Raw genomic sequence first — 18,947 nt, forward strand, 5'->3', positions numbered from 1 at the left:
TGCCAAGGCTGCGACGGATGTACTGAATACCTGCTTAGCCACATGAAATCCGGCATTGTGCTTCCAGCCATCGAGCAAGATCGCGGGCTTTCCCAGACAGTTCAGTTTTTCCTATCCAAATAAGTCCATAGTGGCTTCCGTCGGAATCGAAACCGGCCGGCGCGACGAGCCGCTCTCTATCTATGTCGTCGGCTGCAAGGACCATGGGACTGAGCGAAACGCCCAGCCCCGCCAATGCGGCTTCAACGATCAGGAAGTGGTGGTCGTAGAAGCGGATTTCCGTGGGCGGTCGCACCGCGGGGTGGGTGGAAAGCCAGTGCGACCAGGCGTCCGGCCGCGTCTTTGAGCCCAAGGCAATGTATTCCCCCGCAGCAAACGCCGGTGCGAGCTGAGGGCTCATGACTGGTCCCATCTTTTCAGCAAAAAGACGCTGGACACGCCAGGCGTCGGGCAGCGCGAAGTCAAGCCGGCGAATGGCGAGATCTATCCGGTCGCGGCGGAACTCGACGGGGCCGCCACCTACCGACAGATGCAAGGCGATATGGCTATGCGCGCTTTGGAAGTTGGCCAGTCGCGGAATGAGCCAACGCATCGCGACCGAGGGCTCGCAGGAGAGAACGAGGGCGTTTTGCTGGGAGTGGGCCGACCGCAGGCTGTCGACGGTTGTCGTCAATTCCGTGAAGAACCGGCCTAGCGTGAGGTTGAGCGTCTCTCCAGCCGCCGTAAGGCGCAAGCCCCGGCCACTTTTCTCAAAGAGCTTAAATCCAAGATCGTCAGACAGCTTGGTAATCCGACGGCTGACGGCGCCGTGGGTCAAGGCAAGACTGTCCGCCGCCAGCCGGACGGAGCCGAGCCGAGCCGTCGTCTCGAACGCTCGAAGATCATCCAGTGAGGGTATCTCGGACCGCTTCATTGGTGAGTTTTTATCACCGAATCTGTTTAGAAACTATCGCTTTTAAACAGCGTTTGACTCAGCATAATTGATCCATGGGAACCAATGGCCAATATACGATCGGTATCCTCGCCGACGACCTGACCAGCGCGGCGGATGGCGCTAGCCCGTTTGTCGAGCGGGGGCTGCGAGCATTTGTCGGCCGGGGCTCGCTCCCGACGGAGCAGGTAACGATCGCCGCCGTAGACAGCGGATCGCGATCTGTTACCGCCTCGCAGGCTGCGGAACTCGCGGCGAAGCTTGCCGCGCAGCTCGCTTCGCGCAATGTCCTCTACAAAACCGTGGACTCTACGCTGCGGGGCCATGTCACTGCAGAACTGGAGGCGGCGTTCAAGGCATGCGGTCGCAAGACGCTGGTATTTGCTCCGGCGTTCCCTGCTGCAGGGCGCACGACCACTAGCGGTGTTCAGTTTGTGAATGGCGTGCCGGTAGCGGAGAGCGCATACAGTCGCGACCCCGTTCATCCGGCGCGGCAGTCACGACTGGTCGACTATGTTCCGGCCTGCGTCAGCAACGTCGTCATGCTCGATGCCGTGACACAGGACGATCTCGACACACAGATTGCCGCTCTGCCCGAACCGGAATCGATCCTCTGGGTGGGCTCTCCCGGTATGGCGCTGGCCCTGGCCAAACGCCTTGCGCCGGTTGCGGCTGCGCCGGATGCTGCCGTCGCGGCCCGCGGTGATATTCTCATCGCGATCGGCAGCGCCAACCCGCTCAGCCATCGTCAGGCCGATCGGGTCGCCGCGGAGGCCGGAGTAACCTTGCTACGGGCTCCGGCCCAACGCGCGGACGATCCTGTCTTCGTGCTGCGCGAAATCGCTCAGGATGCGGCTGGACGACTGCGCGACAAGCGCTTCGATGTCGTCATCGCCACCGGCGGAGACACGATGGAAGCGATCCTAGACCGCCTGAACATCCGGGCGTTCGAGATCCTGCGGGAGTTCGAGCCAGGCTTTCCGCTGGGCCGCGCCTTCCGCGGGGATGGGGGCGAGCTACTTATAGCCATGAAGGCAGGCGGCTTCGGTGACGACGACACGCTGCGTTGTGCGATCGCCCAACTCCGCCAGGCGTTCTCAGTGCCAGGACAGGTATTGTCATGACCCAAGCCGCCCCCCTTGCCATCACGATGGGCGATGCCTCCGGCATCGGCCCTGAGATCGTGTCGAAGATATTGGCCCACGCCCATGAGCGCGCGGTCGTGTTCGGCAGCTACCTCGTAATGGAGGACATTGTCCATCGTCTGGGTCTCGACCTAACGGTCAGGCATATCGCCGGACCTGAAGAGGCACGATTCGAGCCGCGGTCCATCGAGATCGTCGAAGCGACCCAAATCATGGCGCTGCCGCCGCCCGGGGTCGTCAACGCCATTTCCGGCCAGGCCTCCTTCGACGCCGTCGTAGCCACCATCATGGCGGCCAAGGCCGGCAGCGTCAGCGGCATCGTTACCGCACCGATCAACAAAGGAGCGATGGGATGCGCAGGCATTCGCTATCCCGGACATACCGAGATTCTGGCCGATTATAGCGGCGCACAACGAGTCGCCATGATGCTGGCCAATGACGATATCCGCACGGTTCTCGTTACCACCCACACGTCGCTGCGCAAGGCCATCGACCAGGCGGATTTCGACGCGCAGATGTCAGCGATCCGGTTGGCCCATGACGGCGCCAAGGCCCTCGGAATTGCGGCACCGCGAGTTGCAGTCGCGGGGCTCAATCCCCATGCCGGCGAAGGTGGTCTCTTCGGCGACGAAGAAATCCGGATCATCCGGCCAGCTATCGAGGCGGCGTGCGCCGAGGGCATCGATGCTAGTGGCCCCTGGCCCGGCGACACTGTTTACATGCAGGCCCGCAAGGGTCGCTTCGATGTGGTCGTGGCTCAATATCACGATCAGGGCCTGATCCCGGTGAAATATCTCGGCCTCGAAAAGGGCGTGAACATCACGCTGGGCCTGCCGTTCGTTCGCACAAGTCCTGACCACGGCACGGCGTTTGATATCGCAGGTCAAGGCATCGCCGATCCCACCAGTCTGGGGACCGCGCTCGCTTACGCCCGGCGGCTCGTTGCTGCAACCAAGACCAAACAACTTAAAGGGTAGTCTAATGGGCCTTCGCTTTATTTTCATGCTCACGCGGAACGACCGGACGGTCGAAGACGCGTCGAAACAGCTTCAAACCGCCTTGAGCCTCGGCGTGCGCCATATCGGCTTCAAGGATATCGGCCTGCCGACCGATGAGCTGATGGCCCTGAACGCCGCCATCAAGGCGGGTGGGGCGACCTCCTATCTCGAGGTTGTGTCGCTCGACCGCGACAGCGAGATCGTTTCGGCGCGCGTCGCGACCGAGATTGGCGTGGATGTGTTGCTGGGCGGTACGCGCGTCGATGACGTCCTACCGTTGATCGCCGGCACAGACGTCCAGTACTGCCCCTTTCCGGGCCGTATCACGGGCCACCCGAGCGTGCTGGAAGGCAGCATTGCCGAGATCCTCGACAGCGCTCGGACGCTCGCGGCACGTGATGGAGTGCATGGCCTGGACCTATTGGCCTACCGGTCCAAGGAAGACGTGCGGGCGCTGATCAAGGCGGTCTGTGCCGCAGTATCCAAGCCCGTCTATGTCGCCGGCTCCATCGATACGCCAGAGCGGATCGGTGTGGTCAAGGACGCTGGAGCCGCCGGCTTTACCATCGGCACCGCCGCGCTAGATGGCAAATACCCGGCGCCGGGAAAGGATGTGTCGAGCCAGCTCGCTGCGATTCTGCGCGACGTCGCCAGGCTCAACAGGCATATCTCGCCCTTCCACAAGAAGAACCTGGCACGCTCCTTCGAGCACTTCTCGGATGCCTGGTCACCCGAGATCGCAGGCCAGGTCAACAACATGCAGGTCAAGCTCGCCAAGTTCGCCGGAGAGTTCGTCTGGCACTTTCATAAGACGGAGGACGAACTCTTCTTCGTCCACAAGGGCCGCCTGTTGATGAAGTTCCGCGATCGGGACGAGATCATCGAGGAGGGCGAGTTCATCGTCGTGCCGCATGGCGTCGAGCATTGCCCAGTCGCCCTGGATGACAACTGCGAAGTCATGCTGCTTGAGCCGGGCAGCACGGTGAACGCCGGCTCGGCAAAGGATGTGCGCAGCATTACTGAGCTCGGCCGGGTCTAAGGCGCGTGCGCGTACAAAACTGGCACCGCAATTCGGTGGCACCATAATTCACCTCGTTAGCGTCTCGATCATGCGATCCAATGCTATCCGCCTCGCCTTGCGACGGTTCCTACTGCGCCAAAGAGGAGCGCGACGAGCATCGGGCGCCCGGCCCGCCGCACTTCGCGACGCGCGCCTCGAGCAGGACCAGGAAGATCGCCGCGGCCGTGAGCACCGAAAGATCGTGTCGTACACTGCGCCGCCTTCAGCCGCAGGCGGGATGATCCGAAGGTTAATGCATGTCGTTGTCCCGGAAGTGTCCTCGGTTCCGGGACCACGACATGCATAAAGTCAGAAGCTTACAGCAGGTCGGGCTAACCCTATCCGCCGCGACATGCTGTAGACACACAGCGCCGGACCGCAGCCCGCCTAGGCTGGGCATGCTGCCGACCGGGAAGGTCGACCGAACGCGGCGCTCTTGCGAGCGGATTCTGGTGCAACTCCTACCACTTTGCGCTCATGCGTCGGCAGACGTGACGGCACGGGAACGTGGCGATTCCGCTCACCCGTCCGCTGACACCCTGACTTCGCTTGGTGCGCGTCAGGTCTGACTTCCGGCTGATCTTCAGATCGCGGCGATGTCCAGCTTCGAGCCATCGACCAGACGCGACAGGCGGAACGGTTTAGGATCGACGCAAGGCGTGTCGTTTACGACAAGCTCTGCGGCCAGGTAGCCAAGCCCCGGGCCCAAACCGAAGCCGTGGCCTGAGCAGCCCGCCGCGAGGACGAGGCCCTTCACCCCGTCCACCTGCGACACCACAGGCACTGCGTCCGGCGTGCAATCGACGAAGCCTCCCCAGGCGCTATCGATCTTTACATCGCTGAGTTGGGGGAAGGTTTTCCGGACACTCTCCACCACCTGGCTCACCAGCCATTTCAAGGGCGGAGGATCCAGCATGCGATTCTGTTCGAAAATCCGATCGTCGTTGGTCAGCAGCGCCGGCACCGAATCCGGTCCCGAAACGAACGATTGGCCAATGCCGAGCCTAACGTTCTTCAGACGACGCAAGAACTGCGGCATGAATTCCCGGCCATACCGGATAGCTTGGGGCGTGATTTCGAGGTTCGCCTTGCCGCTGATCGCAAGCGTATAACTGCCATCCAGTCGGCGCGTGATCGTGCAGTAGGGTGTGGAGATCGCCTCACCTATGTTGATCGTCGGAGTGGAACGCAGCGCGGTCTGCCGGATGCTCGCTTGCGGGAAACTGATCCCGAGCGGCCGAAGGAAGCGCGAGGACCAGGCGCCGGCGGCGCACAGCACCGCGCTGGTTCTAATATACCCCTTCTCCGTGTGCACGCCCGCAATCTTGCCATTTGCCAAGTCGAGCGCCCGCGCGGCGCATCCCTGGTGGATCGTAGCGCCTAGAGCTCTCGCCCCATCGGCGATAGCCGGCGCGGCGAGCGCAGGTTCGGCCTTGCCGTCCCGCTCCGAATAGGTCCCGCCGACCCATTTGTCGCGCGCTTCGGGGACGCGCTCGGCCACCTCCGCCCGGCTCAGCATGCAGGTGTCGACCTCGTACTCCCTGGCGACCTCGCGCCACCTGTCCCAGCCGGCGAGCACAGCCTCGTCGTGGGTCGCATAGACAAGACCGCAGCGTCGAAATCCGAGGTCTCGATTAATATCGCGCGTGAGCTCGTCCCACAGTCGCATGGAGATCACCGAGAGCGGCAGTTCGCGCTGGTCGCGGTTCTGCTGGCGGCACCAACCCCAGTTTCGGCTCGATTGTTCACAGGCGACGTGGCCCTTCTCGAGAAGGGCCGCAGAGAGGCCACGCTTCGCCAAGTAGTAGGCGGCCGTAGAGCCGAGGATGCCGCCGCCGACGATGACGACGTCGGCCTCGGCCGGAAGGCGCTCGTCGCTGTGAATGCGTTCGACACGGGGCGACATGTTCCAACCAACCTCGGCTGCCAAGAATTCGGAAGCAAAGTTCCGACCGGCCCTTTATCGCATCGTGCGCTCGATAGAATGTGCCGAAATCATCTAGGGCTTCGCAAGATGTTCGGGTTTTGGCCGCTTGCTCGATACGAACTGCTCAAGCCCAACCGAGTCCCGGTTCGGCGGAGGGCGGCGCAACATGCTCCCGAGTCCGTTGGATCGCGCTTGTGGCCCTCGTTTGCTTTCGACTACCTCTGCACAGAGGATATGACGAATTGAATCGGCGCAGCTTTCGTAGGCAAAACCCGATGACATGGATGCCGCGCCCAACACCATGTCGGCCATTTGAGAAGGATCTCGCCGCTGGCGTTAACAACCGGATCCGGCACCGGTATTGGCCGCTTCGCAAGGTGCTTCATCAATAGAGGTAGAAGGGCAAGTGTCGAACGTGAGCCGCTCGAACAAGGTGAGGAGATGCTCTCCGGCTTCCGCATCAACGAAATAGTCGGTGTTTTTCTCAATGCCGGTCGCGGTCCCGCGAATGAACGTGGTCGGCGCAGGATGGGCGCTCGAAGGAATGCAGCCACTTCGTCGACTGACGCTCCGTATAAACAGCCATAGCGAAAAACGGTCCCCGGTCGCTGAAACAGCTCTTCAGCAGGCTGCACCCTGTACGATTTCGGCGATGTAGGTCTTTATGGCCTGCGCATCGGCGGGAAGCATTTTGAACCGTCTGGGCAATTGCTCTATGCCCTCGAACCGTTTCGGACGACCCGGCTCCCGGCCCAAAGCCTCCCTGATGGTCGCGGCAAACTTGATCGGCAGGGCCGTCTCGAGCACAATCATCGGAACATCCGGCACGAAATGTTCGCGAGCGACCTTCACGCCATCTGCCGTATGTGGATCGGTAAGCATGTTTGAACGCTGCCAGATGTCACGGATCGTCGCCAACCGCTCCGTATGGGTGCTTTTGCCGCTGCGAAAACCGAAGCGATCTGCCGCCCGCGCGAAGGCCGGATCCCGACTGAGGTCGAAGGCCCCGCTTTTCCGGAGGTGATCGTCGAACAGCGATTTCGTCCGGTCCCCATCACGGCCGAGCAAGTCGAACACGAAACGCTCGAGATTCGATGCCTTGGAGATGTCCATCGAAGGACTTGAGGTTTCAAAGGTGTCTGCCTGGCCCCGCAAGCGATAGACGCCGGTCCGAAAGAAGTCGTCCAGCACGTCGTTTTCGTTCGTCGCAACGACGAGGCGGGATATGGGAAGACCCATCATCCGCGCGACATGACCAGCGCAGATGTTGCCGAAATTGCCGCAAGGAACCGTGAAATCGACCTCTGATGCGTTCTCTGCGGTCACCTGGAAATACGCAGAGAAGTAATACACCACCTGAGCCAACAGCCGGGCCCAGTTGATCGAATTGACGGCGCCGATTCTGTGGCGCCTCTTGAAGTCGGCATCGCCGGACACGGCTTTCACGATGTCCTGGCAATCGTCGAATACCCCCTCAATGGCGATGTTCTGGATGTTTTCGTCCTGCAGGCTGAACATCTGGGCTTGCTGGAAGGCGCTCATGCGCCCACGGGGCGACATCATGAAGACGCGGATGCCCCTCTTGCCTCGCATTGCATATTCCGCCGCACTGCCAGTATCGCCGCTGGTCGCGCCGAGGATGTTCAATTCCTCATGCCGACGCGCCAGTTCGTACTGAAGCAGATTGCCGAGCAACTGCATGGCGATGTCCTTGAACGCCAGCGTCGGACCGTTCGACAGTTCCGCCACGTGGAGGCCCGCCGCAAGCGTTCGCACGGGCACGATCCTAGCGGTCCCGAAAATTTCAGCTGTGTAGGTTTTCGCACAAATTGCCTTCAGATCGGCGGGCGAAATATCGTCGATGTAAAGCGACAGGATTTCAAAAGCGAGCTGAGGGTAAGACAAGCCTCGCCACCGAGCCAGCGTGGCATCATCCACCCGCGGGTAGACCTCCGGCACATATAGTCCGCCATCTGGCGCGAGACCTTCAAGCAGAACCTCGCAGAACGTCTTGCGTTCGGGATAGCCGCGAGTGGAGATGTAGTGCATTATGATGCTCTTCCTGTAGCCGGGTCGCAGCTAAGACGCTCGCTTGGAACTCGCCACCCTTCAGCTGTCAGCGGCTGGCGCGCCAGAAGGCAATACGGTCCTGCAACCGATAGCCCCGGATAATCGCCGGCATGAACCACGGATTGCCCCGATATAGCGGGATGGAGGCGGGAGGCCGAAAGTCAAAGGCCGTGCGCGACTGCTCGCCATGCCCCATCAGCTTGTGGGCCGCACGCATACCGACCCATGGTGCCCAGACCACGCCCGAACCGCAGAAGCCGGTGGCGTAGACCACACCGTCCTTCTCGAACATGCGGGGCAGCATGTCGCGGTTCATCGCCACGTTGCCGAACCAGCAATGCGAAAGACGCACGTTCTCCAACTCCGGGAAGAGGTTCACCAGGCCATCGCGCAGGAGCAGTTTCGGCGCCGCCGGATCGCCGACGCGAGAACTGTCACGGCCTCCTAGCAGAATGCGCTTTCCGTCGGGCGAGGGACGATAATAGAAGCCGAGTTGCCGGCCCTCGGTGATCGTCATCAGCTTCGGCATCAATTGGGCCATGACGTCGGGCTCAAGTTCCTCGGTCACGATGATCCGGCTGCGGACCGGAACCAGGCGGCGGCGCAGGAAGGGCGCGGCGCCGTCGGTATATCCATTGGTACAGACCAGAACTTGCCGTGCATCCACCGTCCCTGCCGAAGTCACCACGCGGAATCCCGAACCATTCCTCTCGATCGACTTGACCCGTGTATGCGAATGGACCGTCAATCCGGATGCAAGCGCCACCCGTAGGAGTTCAGCATGGAACTTTGCCGGGTGCAGCCCGCCAATGTCCATCCGAACGGTTCCGCCGCGGTAGAAATCGGTGCCGATATAGTTTCGCTGTTCGGGATGCGGAACCGCGTAGGACTCGATCCCCAGTTTCTTCGCCAGCCTTTCGGCGCCGCGCGCCATCTTTTCATACTGTTCATATCCGAAAGCGCCTTTGAACTGGCCAACCAGTCGGAAGTCGCAGTCGAGCCCTTCGGTCTTGATGAAGTCGTAGAGGAATTCACGCGCAACCTTGCCCTCGGCCTCGATCGCCAAGGCCTTCGCTTCACCGAAGCGCCGGGTGATCGTGGCATGGTCCGGCCGGATGCTCCCGCTCGTAATCCCGCCGTTGCGCGTGGAAGCACCCTCGCCCGGATTCATCGCATCAAAAGCGGCGACCGAGCGTCCCTCGCGAGCCAGCACAAGCCCGGCGGAAAGTCCGGCATAACCGGCACCGACAATCGCCACGTCAAGTGTCTTTGCCACCGGCTGCGGCGGCAGCGGCATGACGGGCGCCGCTTCCCACCAATATGGCGTGTTCTTTTCGATTTTGGGCTCGTGCACGTTACTGACTTCTCTTGGGGTTCCAGGGATTATGAGAGCGGTCGCTCGCGGCACTTCAAATATGATCGTCCCGGACGTCCAGAGCGTCACGCAGTCCGTCACCAATGAAATTGAAACTGGTCACCGCGATGGTGATGGCCGCTCCGGGAATGATCGCCAGCCAAGGTGCGCTGCCCAGATATTGTTGGGCGCCGTTGAGCATGTTGCCCCAGCTTGGCAGTGGCGGCTGGATGCCGTAGCCGAGGAAGCTGATGTAGGCTTCCATGAGAATGGCGCGCGCCACCGTCAAGGTGGAGGCCACGATGATCGGTCCCATGGCGTTAGGCAGTATCTCGCGGAACATGATATGGGTGCCGCTCAATCCCAGCATGCGCCCGGCCAGGACGAACTCGCGTTCGCGCAACGAGCGGACTTCCGCTTCGACGATACGGGCAACCTCCATCCAACTCGTCAGGGCGATGATGACGGTGATCATCACGGGGCTGGGCTTGAGTGCCGCTGCCAGCGCGAGCAGCAGAAAGATCGATGGGAACGACAGGAAGCCATCGACCGTGCGCATCAGCGTTGCCCCGATCCAGCCGCCGCGATAGCCCGCAATTACGCCGACCATCGTGCCGACGAGCGTCGACAACACCATCGCGAAGAAACCTACCAGCAGCGAGATTCGCCCCGCCATCAGGAGTCTGGCCGCAAGGTCACGACCAAGTGGATCGGTGCCTAGAAAGTGGTAACCGGTCAACGGGGGGGCAAATCGGGCCCGCAGATCGATGTAGAGTGAGTCATAAGGCAAGAGATGGGGACCGACGACACAAGCCAGGGTCAGGAAAACGATCATCGTCAACCCGAGCAGGGCCAGGCGATGCCGCATGAAACGACGTGCCGCGCGGTTGTTTCTCCATCGGCTTGGAGCTGCATTTACGGTGAGAGCGGTCATATCGGCTGTCTCCTGTCGGAAGTTGCGCGCTCAGGCCAGACGAATGCGCGGATCGACAATAGCGACGACTATGTCGGCGATCAGGTTTCCAAGCAGAACGAGGATAGCCGAGAACATCAAAAGCCCCATCACAACCGGGTAGTCGCTGTAGCCCAGGCTATCGAGAAACAACCGTCCCATACCTGGCCAGGTAAAGACAGTTTCGGTCACCAGCGCGCCGGTCAGAATGCTGGGAAGCTGCATCCCGGCCAGGGTGATCATCGGCAAGAGCGCGTTGCCGACGACATGCTTCATCAGAATCCGGCGTTCACTCAACCCCTTGGCCCGAGCCGTCTTGACGAAGTCCTGGCTGATGGCGTCGAGCGTCGCCGTTCGCATGTAGCGGCTCCAGATCGCGACATGGACCAGCGACAGCACTACACTTGGGAGGATCAGATGATGGAGGTAACCCAGGATCGAGCTATCGCCGATCTCGGACATGTTGCCCGCCGGCAGCCAGCCCAACTTCAGGGTAAAGATGTAGATGCCGACGAGGCCGAACCAGAAGGTTGGGACCGACAACGCGACCATGGCGCCAACCGTTGCAAGATAATCGAAGAGCGAGTAGCGGCGCGTGGCGCCACGGATTCCGATCCAGGCGCCGATGGAAATCGCAATTGCGGTCGAGGACCCCATCAGCAGCAGCGTGGCGAACACGTGGCTGCCGATGATCTGCAATACCGGCGCTCCGTCGCGGAAGGAGTGACCCCAGTCGCCCCGCACCAGTCGCCATGCCCAGTCCAGATATTGGATCCATATGGGTCGATCGAGGCCCAGCAGCCCCTTGAGGCGCTCGATATCCTGCTGGGTCATTCCGGGATCAAGCCCGAATTGCGCCAGCGGGCCGCCAGGAAGGAGATTCAAAATGCCGAAGCCGATGATCGAAACGATCACAAGCAGCACCAGGCTCTGCGAGAGGCGATTGAGCAGGAAGCCGCGCATTCGAGTCCTCCTTGGTCGATTTTTCGATTTCGGTCTGTTGCCGCCCCCCGCGTGAAATCGGCCGGCGGCAACTGCGTGGATTAGGCCTTCCAATGCCAGGCCGCGGCATCCCAGGAGGCCGTGCGGGTGTTGGCATTAGGCTTGAAGCCGTCCAAGCTGGCCTTGCGTCCGAGCACGTTTGTAAGCGCTGACAGCGGCAGGAAGGGCAGATCATGGCGCACTATTTCCTGCACGCGATTATAGATCCCGCGCCGCTCCTCAGGATCGAAGATGCGAGCACCCTTTTCGAGAAGAGCATCGACCTCAGGATTGGAATATTGCCCGGTATTCGAGCCGTGTCCGCCTTGAGCGGCGATTGCCTTCGTATGAAGGCGATTTGTGGCATCGGGGTCCGCGGCAATCAGATAGGTAACGCCGACCATAGCTGTGTCGAATTGTGACTTCAGCCAGAATTCGCCCCACATGACTGCGGCCGGCAAATTTGAGATCGTCATCTCGACGCCGATCTCCGCAAACGTCTGCTGCAGGAACTGCTGCGTCTGCTCGCGGAGGTTGTTGCCAGACGTCGTTGAGTTGGAGAAGGACAGCCGCACTCCATCCTTGGCGCGGATTCCATCCGGCCCTGGCTTCCAGCCGGCCTCGTCAAGCATCTGACGCGCACGGTCCAGATTGAACTCCTGCAGGGGCAGGTTCGGATTGTAGTAGTAGGACTCCTTCGGCATGAAGGTCTCGGTGAGCGTGCCGACGCCATAGTAGATCGTGTCGACGATAGCTTTCCTGTCCATCGCGGCGTAGAGCGCCTGGCGAACTGCCAAGTCCTTGAACTGCGGGCGGCCCAAATTGAGATAGATCGACTCCAGGGATGACCCGGTCTCCAGCGTCACTACACGGTCCGGCAATTCGCGGGCTTCAGCGTAATGGTCGGCAGTGATATACGCCTGATCGACCAGGTCTACGTCGCCACTCTTGAACTGCGTGTAGAGCACGGTAAGATCGGGAATGTATTTGAAAATGAGTTTCTCGACATAAGGACCTTCGCCGGCGTACTCAGGATTGGCGACGAGCTCGATATGATCACCCGCGACGCGCTGGCTCCATTTGAATGCGCCGGTGCCGACCGGCGCCTGGTTGAACGCCGCTGTATTGGGATCGGCCTCTTTCTCCAGAATGTGCTTGGGCACGATGAATGTTTCAGCCAGGAAGGAAAGATAGGGAGCAAAAGCCTCCTTCATGCGCCATGTGATCTCGGTTGGTGACACCACTTTGATCTCCTGCACGAGCGAATGGCCGCTTGTACGCCAGGCGCGAAACTTCGGGTTCGTGATGAGCTCAAGAGTGTACTTCACGTCCTCGGCCGTGAAGGGCTGACCGTCGTGCCACCGGGCATTGTCACGCAACCGGATGCGCCAGTTAAGACCGTCCTGCGAAATGCCGCCGTTCTTCTGGCTTGGCACCTCGGCTGCCAGATTCGGCTGAAGGACGCCGTCAGCGTCCATCCGGACCAACGCGTCAAAGACGGAGAAATGGACCGCGTCATCGACTTCGATATGCGCCATCAACGGATTGAACACCGTTGGCTCTTGTGAAAGACCGACGACGACGCGACCGGCCGGACCCGTGGCAGGGGTCTTGGCGAAAGCGGACTTGCCCAGAAGATTGGGCGCGATCAAGCCTGCAGCTCCGCCTAGCGCCATCAGCCGCAGCGCCTGGCGTCTCGAGTAGTTGGATGTGGTCGTTGAATTTTTGGTCATGGTAGTTCCTCTCTTGTTATTTCTTATGCGTTTGCTGCGATGGGACGGGTATTGCCCGGCCTCTCCCCTGGAATTGCCGCCACGAGTTGGCGCGTGTACGCCGCTTGCGGGTTCAGGAATATCTGCGAGGGCGGTCCGCGCTCGACGATCCGGCCCTTCTGCATCACAGCGATTTCGTCGCAGATCTGGCTGGCCACGCGCAGGTCGTGGGTAATGAAGACCATCGACACGCCGGTCTCGCGCTGGATCTGGTCCAGAAGCTGAAGGATCTGTGCCTGGATCGACACGTCGAGCGCGGAGACCGCCTCGTCGGCAATCAACAGCTTCGGTTTGAACATGAGCGCACGAGCGATGCCGATGCGCTGGCGTTGCCCACCCGAGAACTCGTGCGGATAGCGGCCAAAGGCGCCGGCATCGAGACCGACATGGGCCAGAAGCGCACGCGCTTCCTCACCGGCCTGGACATAGGAGATACCGTGAGCCACCGGGCCTACGGTCATGATGTGGCCGACGGTTGAGCGTGGGTTCAGAGACGCGAAGGGATCCTGGAAGATCATCTGGATTCGCGGTCTAAGCGGGCGGAACTTCGCTTCGGAAAGCTTGGCTATGTCGGATCCCTCGAACAAAATCCCACCGCCGTCGCTGTCCAGCAGCCTAATCAGGAGCCGGCCCAATGACGATTTTCCCGAACCGCTCTCGCCTACGACGCCCAGCGTGCGGCCGGGCGCCAGTTCGAACGAAACCTCGTTGACCGCAGTAACAGTCCGCTGGGCGCCGAACAGCGCGCTGCCGCCACGATAGGTCTTCACCAGACCCTCGACTTTCAGGATTGGCTCCTCACTGGCGGGCTCGGCACGAGGGCGATCCTCGCCGGTCAGATGTGGTACGGCTGCAATCAGGCGCTGGGTGTAAGGGTGCTTCGGCGCCTTCAACACCTGCTCGGCGCTGCCCTGTTCGACAATGTGGCCCTTTTCCATCACGACCACGCTGTCGGCGATCTCGGCCACCACGCCGAAATCGTGGGTGATGAACATCACGCTCATGCCCTTGCGGCGTTGAATGTCGCGGATCAGTTCCAGGATCTGTGCCTGGGTGGTGACGTCGAGCGCGGTGGTTGGCTCATCGGCGATCAGCACCGTCGGCTCGAGCGCCAGGGCCATGGCGATCATCACGCGCTGCCGCTGCCCGCCAGAAAGCCGGAAAGGATACTGGTGGTACATGAGTTCGGGTTCGGCCAGGCCCACTTCAGCGAGCAGCTCAATGGCGCGGTCGCGGCAGGTCTTTGGCGTGCCGTATCCATGCGCTGCCATGACCTCGTCAATCTGCGCGCCCACCGTCATCAGGGGGTTGAGCGCCGAAAGCGGATCCTGAAAGATCATCGACACGACACGGCCACGCAGGTTGCGCAGCTTGTCGGGCGACATGCCGATGATGTTCATTCCCTCCAGTTGGATGACACCCGAAGTGGTGCGGATCACCTTCGGCAGAAGTCCCATGATCGCGTTCGCAGTGACCGACTTGCCCGATCCGGACTCACCGATGATACAGAGGATCTGGCCGCGCTTCAGATCAAACGAGATATTCTCGACGGCATGGACCCGCTCCATGCCGGCCGGCAGGCTTACGGTCAGATCGCGCACCGAAAGCGCCACTTCATGAGGAGCTACAGCTTGGATGCTGGCGATCATCGAGACCTCTCCCTTTTCAGCCGCGCTCTTCAGCCCGCTGCGGATTGCGTTTTCGATCTCCGCCTCGGGGCGGTCAATCGGTCAAACTGTTCCCTGTCGTGAACTCTCCGGCTCACTTCAGCTCCCCTGCCATCGTGGCCTGCGGAGCCTGCCTGCCTCCTGGCGGATATGCGGGGTAACGGACCTTAGTCGACAATGAGTGTGACCCTTTATAGCCGGCAGAGTCGCCGAAACTTGGCCCGCAAGCAGCAGGAACTTCTGCAAAGGACAGCTAAATTGGCATTTCACTCTGCGCCTATTCCGATGCCCGGGTCGCGCGAGCATGTCGTCCAGCCGGTAGTATATGCCTACCATGCGAAGGCACCATCGCTTGCCGCCACGGCCACCTTGAATCCCCGGGGCCGGATCGAGCATGGCTCCGCCAAACGGAGCCAAAGGATCGCGACAGCCGCGTCGCCCTCATGCTCATCCGGGGCCTATCCGATGCAGGTGAGTGTATTCCCGGTTCCGCCGGGGTGCCACGCGACCGGTCCTTCGTCGCGATAATCGCCCGTCTCCATGCGGCAAACGGCAGGATATTTCGCTCCCGTACAAAGTTCGCGCCTTATGGCTGAGGACCATACGCTAGGCTGCGCTAAACTAGGTGTCCCTGCCCATGCCTGCACCACTCATGCACATCGAATCCAGTCCATCTCTGCCCGGCGAGGCAGACGTCGTGGTGATCGGCGGCGGCGTGGTGGGCGTATTCACAGCCTATTATCTCGCGCGCCGCGGCCTCAAGGTCGCCCTGGTCGAGAAGGGACGCGTCGCGGCGGAGCAGTCCAGCCGCAACTGGGGCTGGTGCCGCCAGCAGAACCGTGATGCGCGCGAGCTGCCTATGGCAACCAAGAGCCTTGGTCTTTGGGAGAAGGTGTCACAGCAGACCGGCCAAGACACGGGCTTTCGCCGCTGCGGCCTTCTCTATCTCTCGCAGGACGAGAGTGAACTCGCAGGCTGGGCGAAGTGGGGCGACTTTGCGCGCACGGTCGGCGTCACTACGCAAATGTTAAATGCTGAAGAAGCGACCGAACGGGGCAAGGCGACCGGGCGCCAGTGGAAAGGCGGGGTGCTCTCGCCCACCGACGGAACCGCCGACACCTCGCGGGCAGTGCCCGTGGCAACGCGCGGCATCATAGCGGCCGGCGGCAGCGTGCACCAGCAATGCGCCGCGCGTACCGTTGAGCTTAGCGCGGGCCGAGTAAGCGGTGTAGTGACGGAAAGCGGCACAATCCGCACCAAGACCGTCGTCATGGCTGGCGGCGCATGGGCTTCGTCCTTTTGCCATCAGCTCGGCATTCGCTTCCCGCAGGCTTCCGTTCGCTCTTCGATACTGGCCGTCGCGCCCGGAGCGGTTGGTTTGCCTGGCGCCCTTTATACCTCCGGGATTGCGTTTACGCGCCGAGGTAACGGCGGTTACACGCTGGCAATCAGTGGGCGAGCACGCGTCGATCCGACACCGCAGCAGTTGCGGTTTTCACGGGGATTCATGCCTATGTTTGCCCGCCGCTGGCGCAATTTGTCGCCCGGTGGCCTTGAGGGCTGGCGGCAGGGTCATGAAACGCTCGTCAAATGGGCACCTGACGAGGCGACCCCCATGGAGCGGAATCGGATACTCGATCCCCGGCCCGATCTAGGTCAGATCGATCTCACCTATCGGCGCGCCTGCGAGTTGATTCCCGAGTTCCGAAGCGTCACCATTACCGATGCGTGGGCCGGCTATATCGACAGCACGCCCGATGGCATCCCGGTTATCGGTGAGGTCGAGGGGATTCCAGGCTTCATCCTGGCAGCGGGCTTCAGCGGCCACGGCTTCGGCATCGGTCCCGGCGCCGGACACCTCGTTGCCGACATCATCACGGGCAGCGAACCAATTGTCGATCCGCGTCCGTACCGGCCAGAGCGACTGAAAACGGCTGCATGGGGCAAGGTCGCCGAGTTCTGATTTGATCCAGCGAAGAGTCCACCCGGACCAGCTCTCCTGTATTGGCGCCGTTGAGGGGGTAGTCCCAATTCTTGAAGACAAGATGCAGGTCGATGGTAAGGTGGCACGTATGATTTTAGGATTTCAGAGTTCGAAACGGCCGGCGCTGCTCCGGTCCGCGATACGAAGCGCGGACCAAGATCTGGATGGGGTTTCACAGTGAAGCTGGACAAGATCGACATAAGGATTCTGTCCGAACTTCAAAAGAACGGGCGTATATCCAACGTCGAGCTCGCTGAGGTGGTACACCTTTCGCCCAGCCCCTGCCTGATGCGTGTCAAGAAGCTGCAGACAGAGGGCTACATCACCGGCTATTCCGCGCAGGTCGACGTTTCGAAGCTTGGGCAACCCCTAACGGTCTTCACCGAAATCACACTGAAGAACCATCGACAGGGTGATTTCGCCCGCTTTCTGACGACCGTCGAAAAAGTAGACTCCGTTATCGAATGTCATCTCGTTTCCGGGGGCTATGACTATCTCGTCAAGTTTATAACCGCGGGGATAACTGAGTACCAGACGATCATGGAGCGTCTGCTCGAAATGGATATCGGTATCGACAAGTACTTCAGCTTTGTCGTGCTGAAGTCGCCTATCGTTAAATCTCACCTGCCGCTTGCCACCATATTCGACCGATGAGACAGAGGTCGCCTTTGCCCAGGCATCGGCTGAATGATCATCTTCTCATCGCCACCCGCACATCTTTATCCTCGAGCGTCTGGTCGAGGGTCAACCGGGTGCGTTCGATGATCCCGTCGATCTCCTCGTCCGTGCAACAGAGGGGCGGCGCATAGCCCAGAACGCCATTTGCGAAGGCCCGGACAATGAGACCGTTCTGCCAGGCGCGGTCGAAAACTCGGCGCGCGGGATCGGCTTCCGGCGGCAACGGCGTCTTGCGCTCCTTATCGATCACCAGTTCGACCGCGGCCAGCATGCCGCGCCCGCGTACGTCGCCGACCAGCGGGTGATCGCTGAGCGAGCGAAGACCCGCCATCAGGCGCTTTCCGGCCGTGCGTCCGTTGTCCAGCAGGCCCTCCTCGTAAAGGCGCAGGCATTCGAGCGCTACCGCCGCACTCACGGGATGGGCCGAGTAAGTATAACCATGGCCGACGAGCGCCTTGCCGGCTCCGTCCGCGATCGTGTTGTAAACGTGGCTGGACAAGAAGACGGCGCCCATCGGCACGTAACCCGAGGTCAGGCCCTTCGCCGTTGTCATGAGGTCGGGAACGACGTCATCCTCTTCGCACGCGAAGAGCGGACCGGTGCGGCCGAAGCCGGTGATGACCTCGTCGACAACGAACAGGACATCGTGTTCCTTGCAGACGGCGCGCATGGCCTTCAGCCAACCCGCCGGCGGAACGAGCACGCCGCCCGATCCTTGGATCGGCTCCACGTAAAACGCCGCGACGCGATCGGCGCCGAGCTCCATGATCTTGGCCCGCAGGGCGGCGACGGAGGCTTCGATGATGGCCCGTGGATCGGGACCGACGGGATTGCGATAAGGATAGTGGGACGGAATCTTGTGCTGCCAGTCGTAGGGGACGCCGAAACCAGCGTGAAAAACCGGCAGCGCGGTCAGGCCGGAACCCGCCGTCGAAGATCCATGGTAGCCGTATTCGAGCGAAATGAACTGGTCTTTCCGCGGCGTACCCTTGGCGTGGTAATAGTAGCGGATGAACCGGATCGTGCTGTCGACCGCGTCGGAGCCGCCGAGCGTGAAGTAGACATGGTTGAGATCGCCCGGCGCCAATTCGGCCAGCCTTGCGGCGAGGCGAATGGCCGGCTCGGAGCCCAACCCAAAATAACCCGTTGCGTAGGGAAGCTCGCGCAGCTGCTTGGCAGCAGCCTCGACGATGCTGTCCTGCCCGTACCCGGCATTGACGCACCACAGACCGGCGAACCCATCGAGGAGGGTGTGCCCCGTGGCGTCGGTCAGCGTCGCGCCGGTGGCCGACTCCAGCACCCGGACGCCCATCGCCTCATGGCTGCGATAGGACGCCACCGGGTGAACCAGATGGGCGCGATCAAGTTCGATCAGTGAATTCGCAAGCATTTCTTCCTCCAAATCAACCGAGTGCTTGACTGACGAGC

Annotated in this window: 14 protein-coding genes; 5 read left to right on the forward strand and 9 right to left on the reverse strand. The window is 61.3% G+C overall.

Annotation, left to right across the window (positions count from 1 at the left end):
* Positions 1 to 34: 34 nt before the first annotated feature.
* Positions 35 to 913: a LysR family transcriptional regulator gene (locus tag LB533_RS14605; protein ID WP_224677487.1), complete on the reverse strand. Its 879-nt coding sequence runs from the start codon at positions 911 to 913 to the stop codon at positions 35 to 37.
* A 74-nt stretch (positions 914 to 987) separates the two neighbouring features.
* Here LB533_RS14605 and LB533_RS14610 point away from each other — a divergent pair, with 74 nt between their 5' ends.
* From LB533_RS14610 to LB533_RS30005, 3 genes are read left to right on the forward strand one after another with little or no spacing between them, the layout of a single operon-like run.
* Positions 988 to 2,055 carry a four-carbon acid sugar kinase family protein gene (locus LB533_RS14610; RefSeq protein WP_224677488.1) on the forward strand — a complete coding sequence of 356 codons (1,068 nt, stop codon included), beginning with the start codon at positions 988 to 990 and terminating at the stop codon, positions 2,053 to 2,055.
* Positions 2,052 to 3,053, forward strand: coding sequence for a 4-hydroxythreonine-4-phosphate dehydrogenase PdxA (pdxA, locus tag LB533_RS14615; protein ID WP_224677489.1), 1,002 nt, complete (start codon positions 2,052 to 2,054; stop codon positions 3,051 to 3,053). The genes LB533_RS14610 and pdxA overlap by 4 nt, the downstream gene beginning before the upstream one ends.
* A complete protein-coding gene (locus LB533_RS30005; protein ID WP_318012438.1) occupies positions 3,019 to 4,113 on the forward strand; it encodes a cupin domain-containing protein in 1,095 nt (364 codons plus the stop codon). Before pdxA ends, LB533_RS30005 begins: the two co-directional genes overlap by 35 nt.
* Positions 4,114 to 4,717: 604 nt before the next feature.
* Here LB533_RS30005 and LB533_RS14630 read toward each other — a convergent pair.
* The 7 genes from LB533_RS14630 to LB533_RS14660 all read right to left on the reverse strand — a co-directional run bounded on the left by LB533_RS14630 (position 4,718) and on the right by LB533_RS14660 (position 14,839).
* Positions 4,718 to 6,040 (reverse strand): NAD(P)/FAD-dependent oxidoreductase, encoded by a 1,323-nt coding sequence (locus LB533_RS14630; protein WP_224677490.1) that lies wholly within the window; start codon positions 6,038 to 6,040, stop codon positions 4,718 to 4,720.
* A gap of 642 nt (positions 6,041 to 6,682) precedes the next feature.
* Positions 6,683 to 8,110 carry a threonine synthase gene (gene thrC, locus LB533_RS14635; RefSeq protein ID WP_224677491.1) on the reverse strand — a complete coding sequence of 476 codons (1,428 nt, stop codon included), beginning with the start codon at positions 8,108 to 8,110 and terminating at the stop codon, positions 6,683 to 6,685.
* A 67-nt stretch (positions 8,111 to 8,177) separates the two neighbouring features.
* Entirely contained in the window at positions 8,178 to 9,428 is a 1,251-nt protein-coding gene (locus LB533_RS14640; RefSeq protein WP_263487551.1) for an NAD(P)/FAD-dependent oxidoreductase, read from the reverse strand.
* Positions 9,429 to 9,540: 112 nt separating this feature from the next.
* The gene (locus LB533_RS14645; RefSeq protein ID WP_224677493.1) at positions 9,541 to 10,419 is read right to left on the reverse strand and encodes an ABC transporter permease; all 879 of its coding nucleotides are present in this window, start codon (positions 10,417 to 10,419) and stop codon (positions 9,541 to 9,543) included.
* 30 nt (positions 10,420 to 10,449) lie between these two features.
* Complete coding sequence (locus LB533_RS14650) at positions 10,450 to 11,400, reverse strand: ABC transporter permease (protein WP_224677494.1); 951 nt, start codon at positions 11,398 to 11,400, stop codon at positions 10,450 to 10,452.
* 80 nt (positions 11,401 to 11,480) lie between these two features.
* A complete protein-coding gene (locus tag LB533_RS14655) occupies positions 11,481 to 13,151 on the reverse strand; it encodes a peptide ABC transporter substrate-binding protein (RefSeq protein ID WP_224677495.1) in 1,671 nt (556 codons plus the stop codon).
* A gap of 23 nt (positions 13,152 to 13,174) precedes the next feature.
* Positions 13,175 to 14,839, reverse strand: coding sequence for an ABC transporter ATP-binding protein (locus LB533_RS14660; protein WP_224677496.1), 1,665 nt, complete (start codon positions 14,837 to 14,839; stop codon positions 13,175 to 13,177).
* A 655-nt stretch (positions 14,840 to 15,494) separates the two neighbouring features.
* On the opposite strand from LB533_RS14660, the gene LB533_RS14665 reads away from it, so the two are divergent.
* Complete coding sequence (locus LB533_RS14665; RefSeq protein ID WP_224677497.1) at positions 15,495 to 16,820, forward strand: NAD(P)/FAD-dependent oxidoreductase; 1,326 nt, start codon at positions 15,495 to 15,497, stop codon at positions 16,818 to 16,820.
* 198 nt (positions 16,821 to 17,018) lie between these two features.
* A complete protein-coding gene (locus tag LB533_RS14670; RefSeq protein ID WP_224677498.1) occupies positions 17,019 to 17,495 on the forward strand; it encodes an Lrp/AsnC family transcriptional regulator in 477 nt (158 codons plus the stop codon).
* A gap of 37 nt (positions 17,496 to 17,532) precedes the next feature.
* Here the strand turns inward: LB533_RS14670 and LB533_RS14675 are convergent, their stop codons facing one another.
* Positions 17,533 to 18,909 (reverse strand): aspartate aminotransferase family protein, encoded by a 1,377-nt coding sequence (locus LB533_RS14675; protein ID WP_224677499.1) that lies wholly within the window; start codon positions 18,907 to 18,909, stop codon positions 17,533 to 17,535.
* Between the last annotated feature and the right edge of the window lie 38 nt (positions 18,910 to 18,947).

This window comes from Mesorhizobium sp. BR1-1-13 (assembly GCF_020165515.1).
GTDB lineage: Bacteria > Pseudomonadota > Alphaproteobacteria > Rhizobiales > Rhizobiaceae > Mesorhizobium.

Excerpts from the sequence above, each read along its gene's own strand:
- LB533_RS14660 (WP_224677496.1), bottom strand. The coding sequence starts at position 14,839 with ATGATCGCCAGCATCCAAGCTGTAGCTCCTCATGAAGTGGCGCTTTCG.
- thrC (WP_224677491.1), bottom strand. The coding sequence starts at position 8,110 with ATGCACTACATCTCCACTCGCGGCTATCCCGAACGCAAGACGTTCTGC.
- LB533_RS14650 (WP_224677494.1), bottom strand. The coding sequence starts at position 11,400 with ATGCGCGGCTTCCTGCTCAATCGCCTCTCGCAGAGCCTGGTGCTGCTT.
- LB533_RS14610 (WP_224677488.1), top strand. The coding sequence starts at position 988 with ATGGGAACCAATGGCCAATATACGATCGGTATCCTCGCCGACGACCTG.
- LB533_RS14630 (WP_224677490.1), bottom strand. The coding sequence starts at position 6,040 with ATGTCGCCCCGTGTCGAACGCATTCACAGCGACGAGCGCCTTCCGGCC.
- LB533_RS14675 (WP_224677499.1), bottom strand. The coding sequence starts at position 18,909 with ATGCTTGCGAATTCACTGATCGAACTTGATCGCGCCCATCTGGTTCAC.
- LB533_RS14655 (WP_224677495.1), bottom strand. The coding sequence starts at position 13,151 with ATGACCAAAAATTCAACGACCACATCCAACTACTCGAGACGCCAGGCG.
- pdxA (WP_224677489.1), top strand. The coding sequence starts at position 2,052 with ATGACCCAAGCCGCCCCCCTTGCCATCACGATGGGCGATGCCTCCGGC.
- LB533_RS14665 (WP_224677497.1), top strand. The coding sequence starts at position 15,495 with ATGCCTGCACCACTCATGCACATCGAATCCAGTCCATCTCTGCCCGGC.
- LB533_RS14645 (WP_224677493.1), bottom strand. The coding sequence starts at position 10,419 with ATGACCGCTCTCACCGTAAATGCAGCTCCAAGCCGATGGAGAAACAAC.
- LB533_RS14640 (WP_263487551.1), bottom strand. The coding sequence starts at position 9,428 with ATGCCGCTGCCGCCGCAGCCGGTGGCAAAGACACTTGACGTGGCGATT.
- LB533_RS14605 (WP_224677487.1), bottom strand. The coding sequence starts at position 913 with ATGAAGCGGTCCGAGATACCCTCACTGGATGATCTTCGAGCGTTCGAG.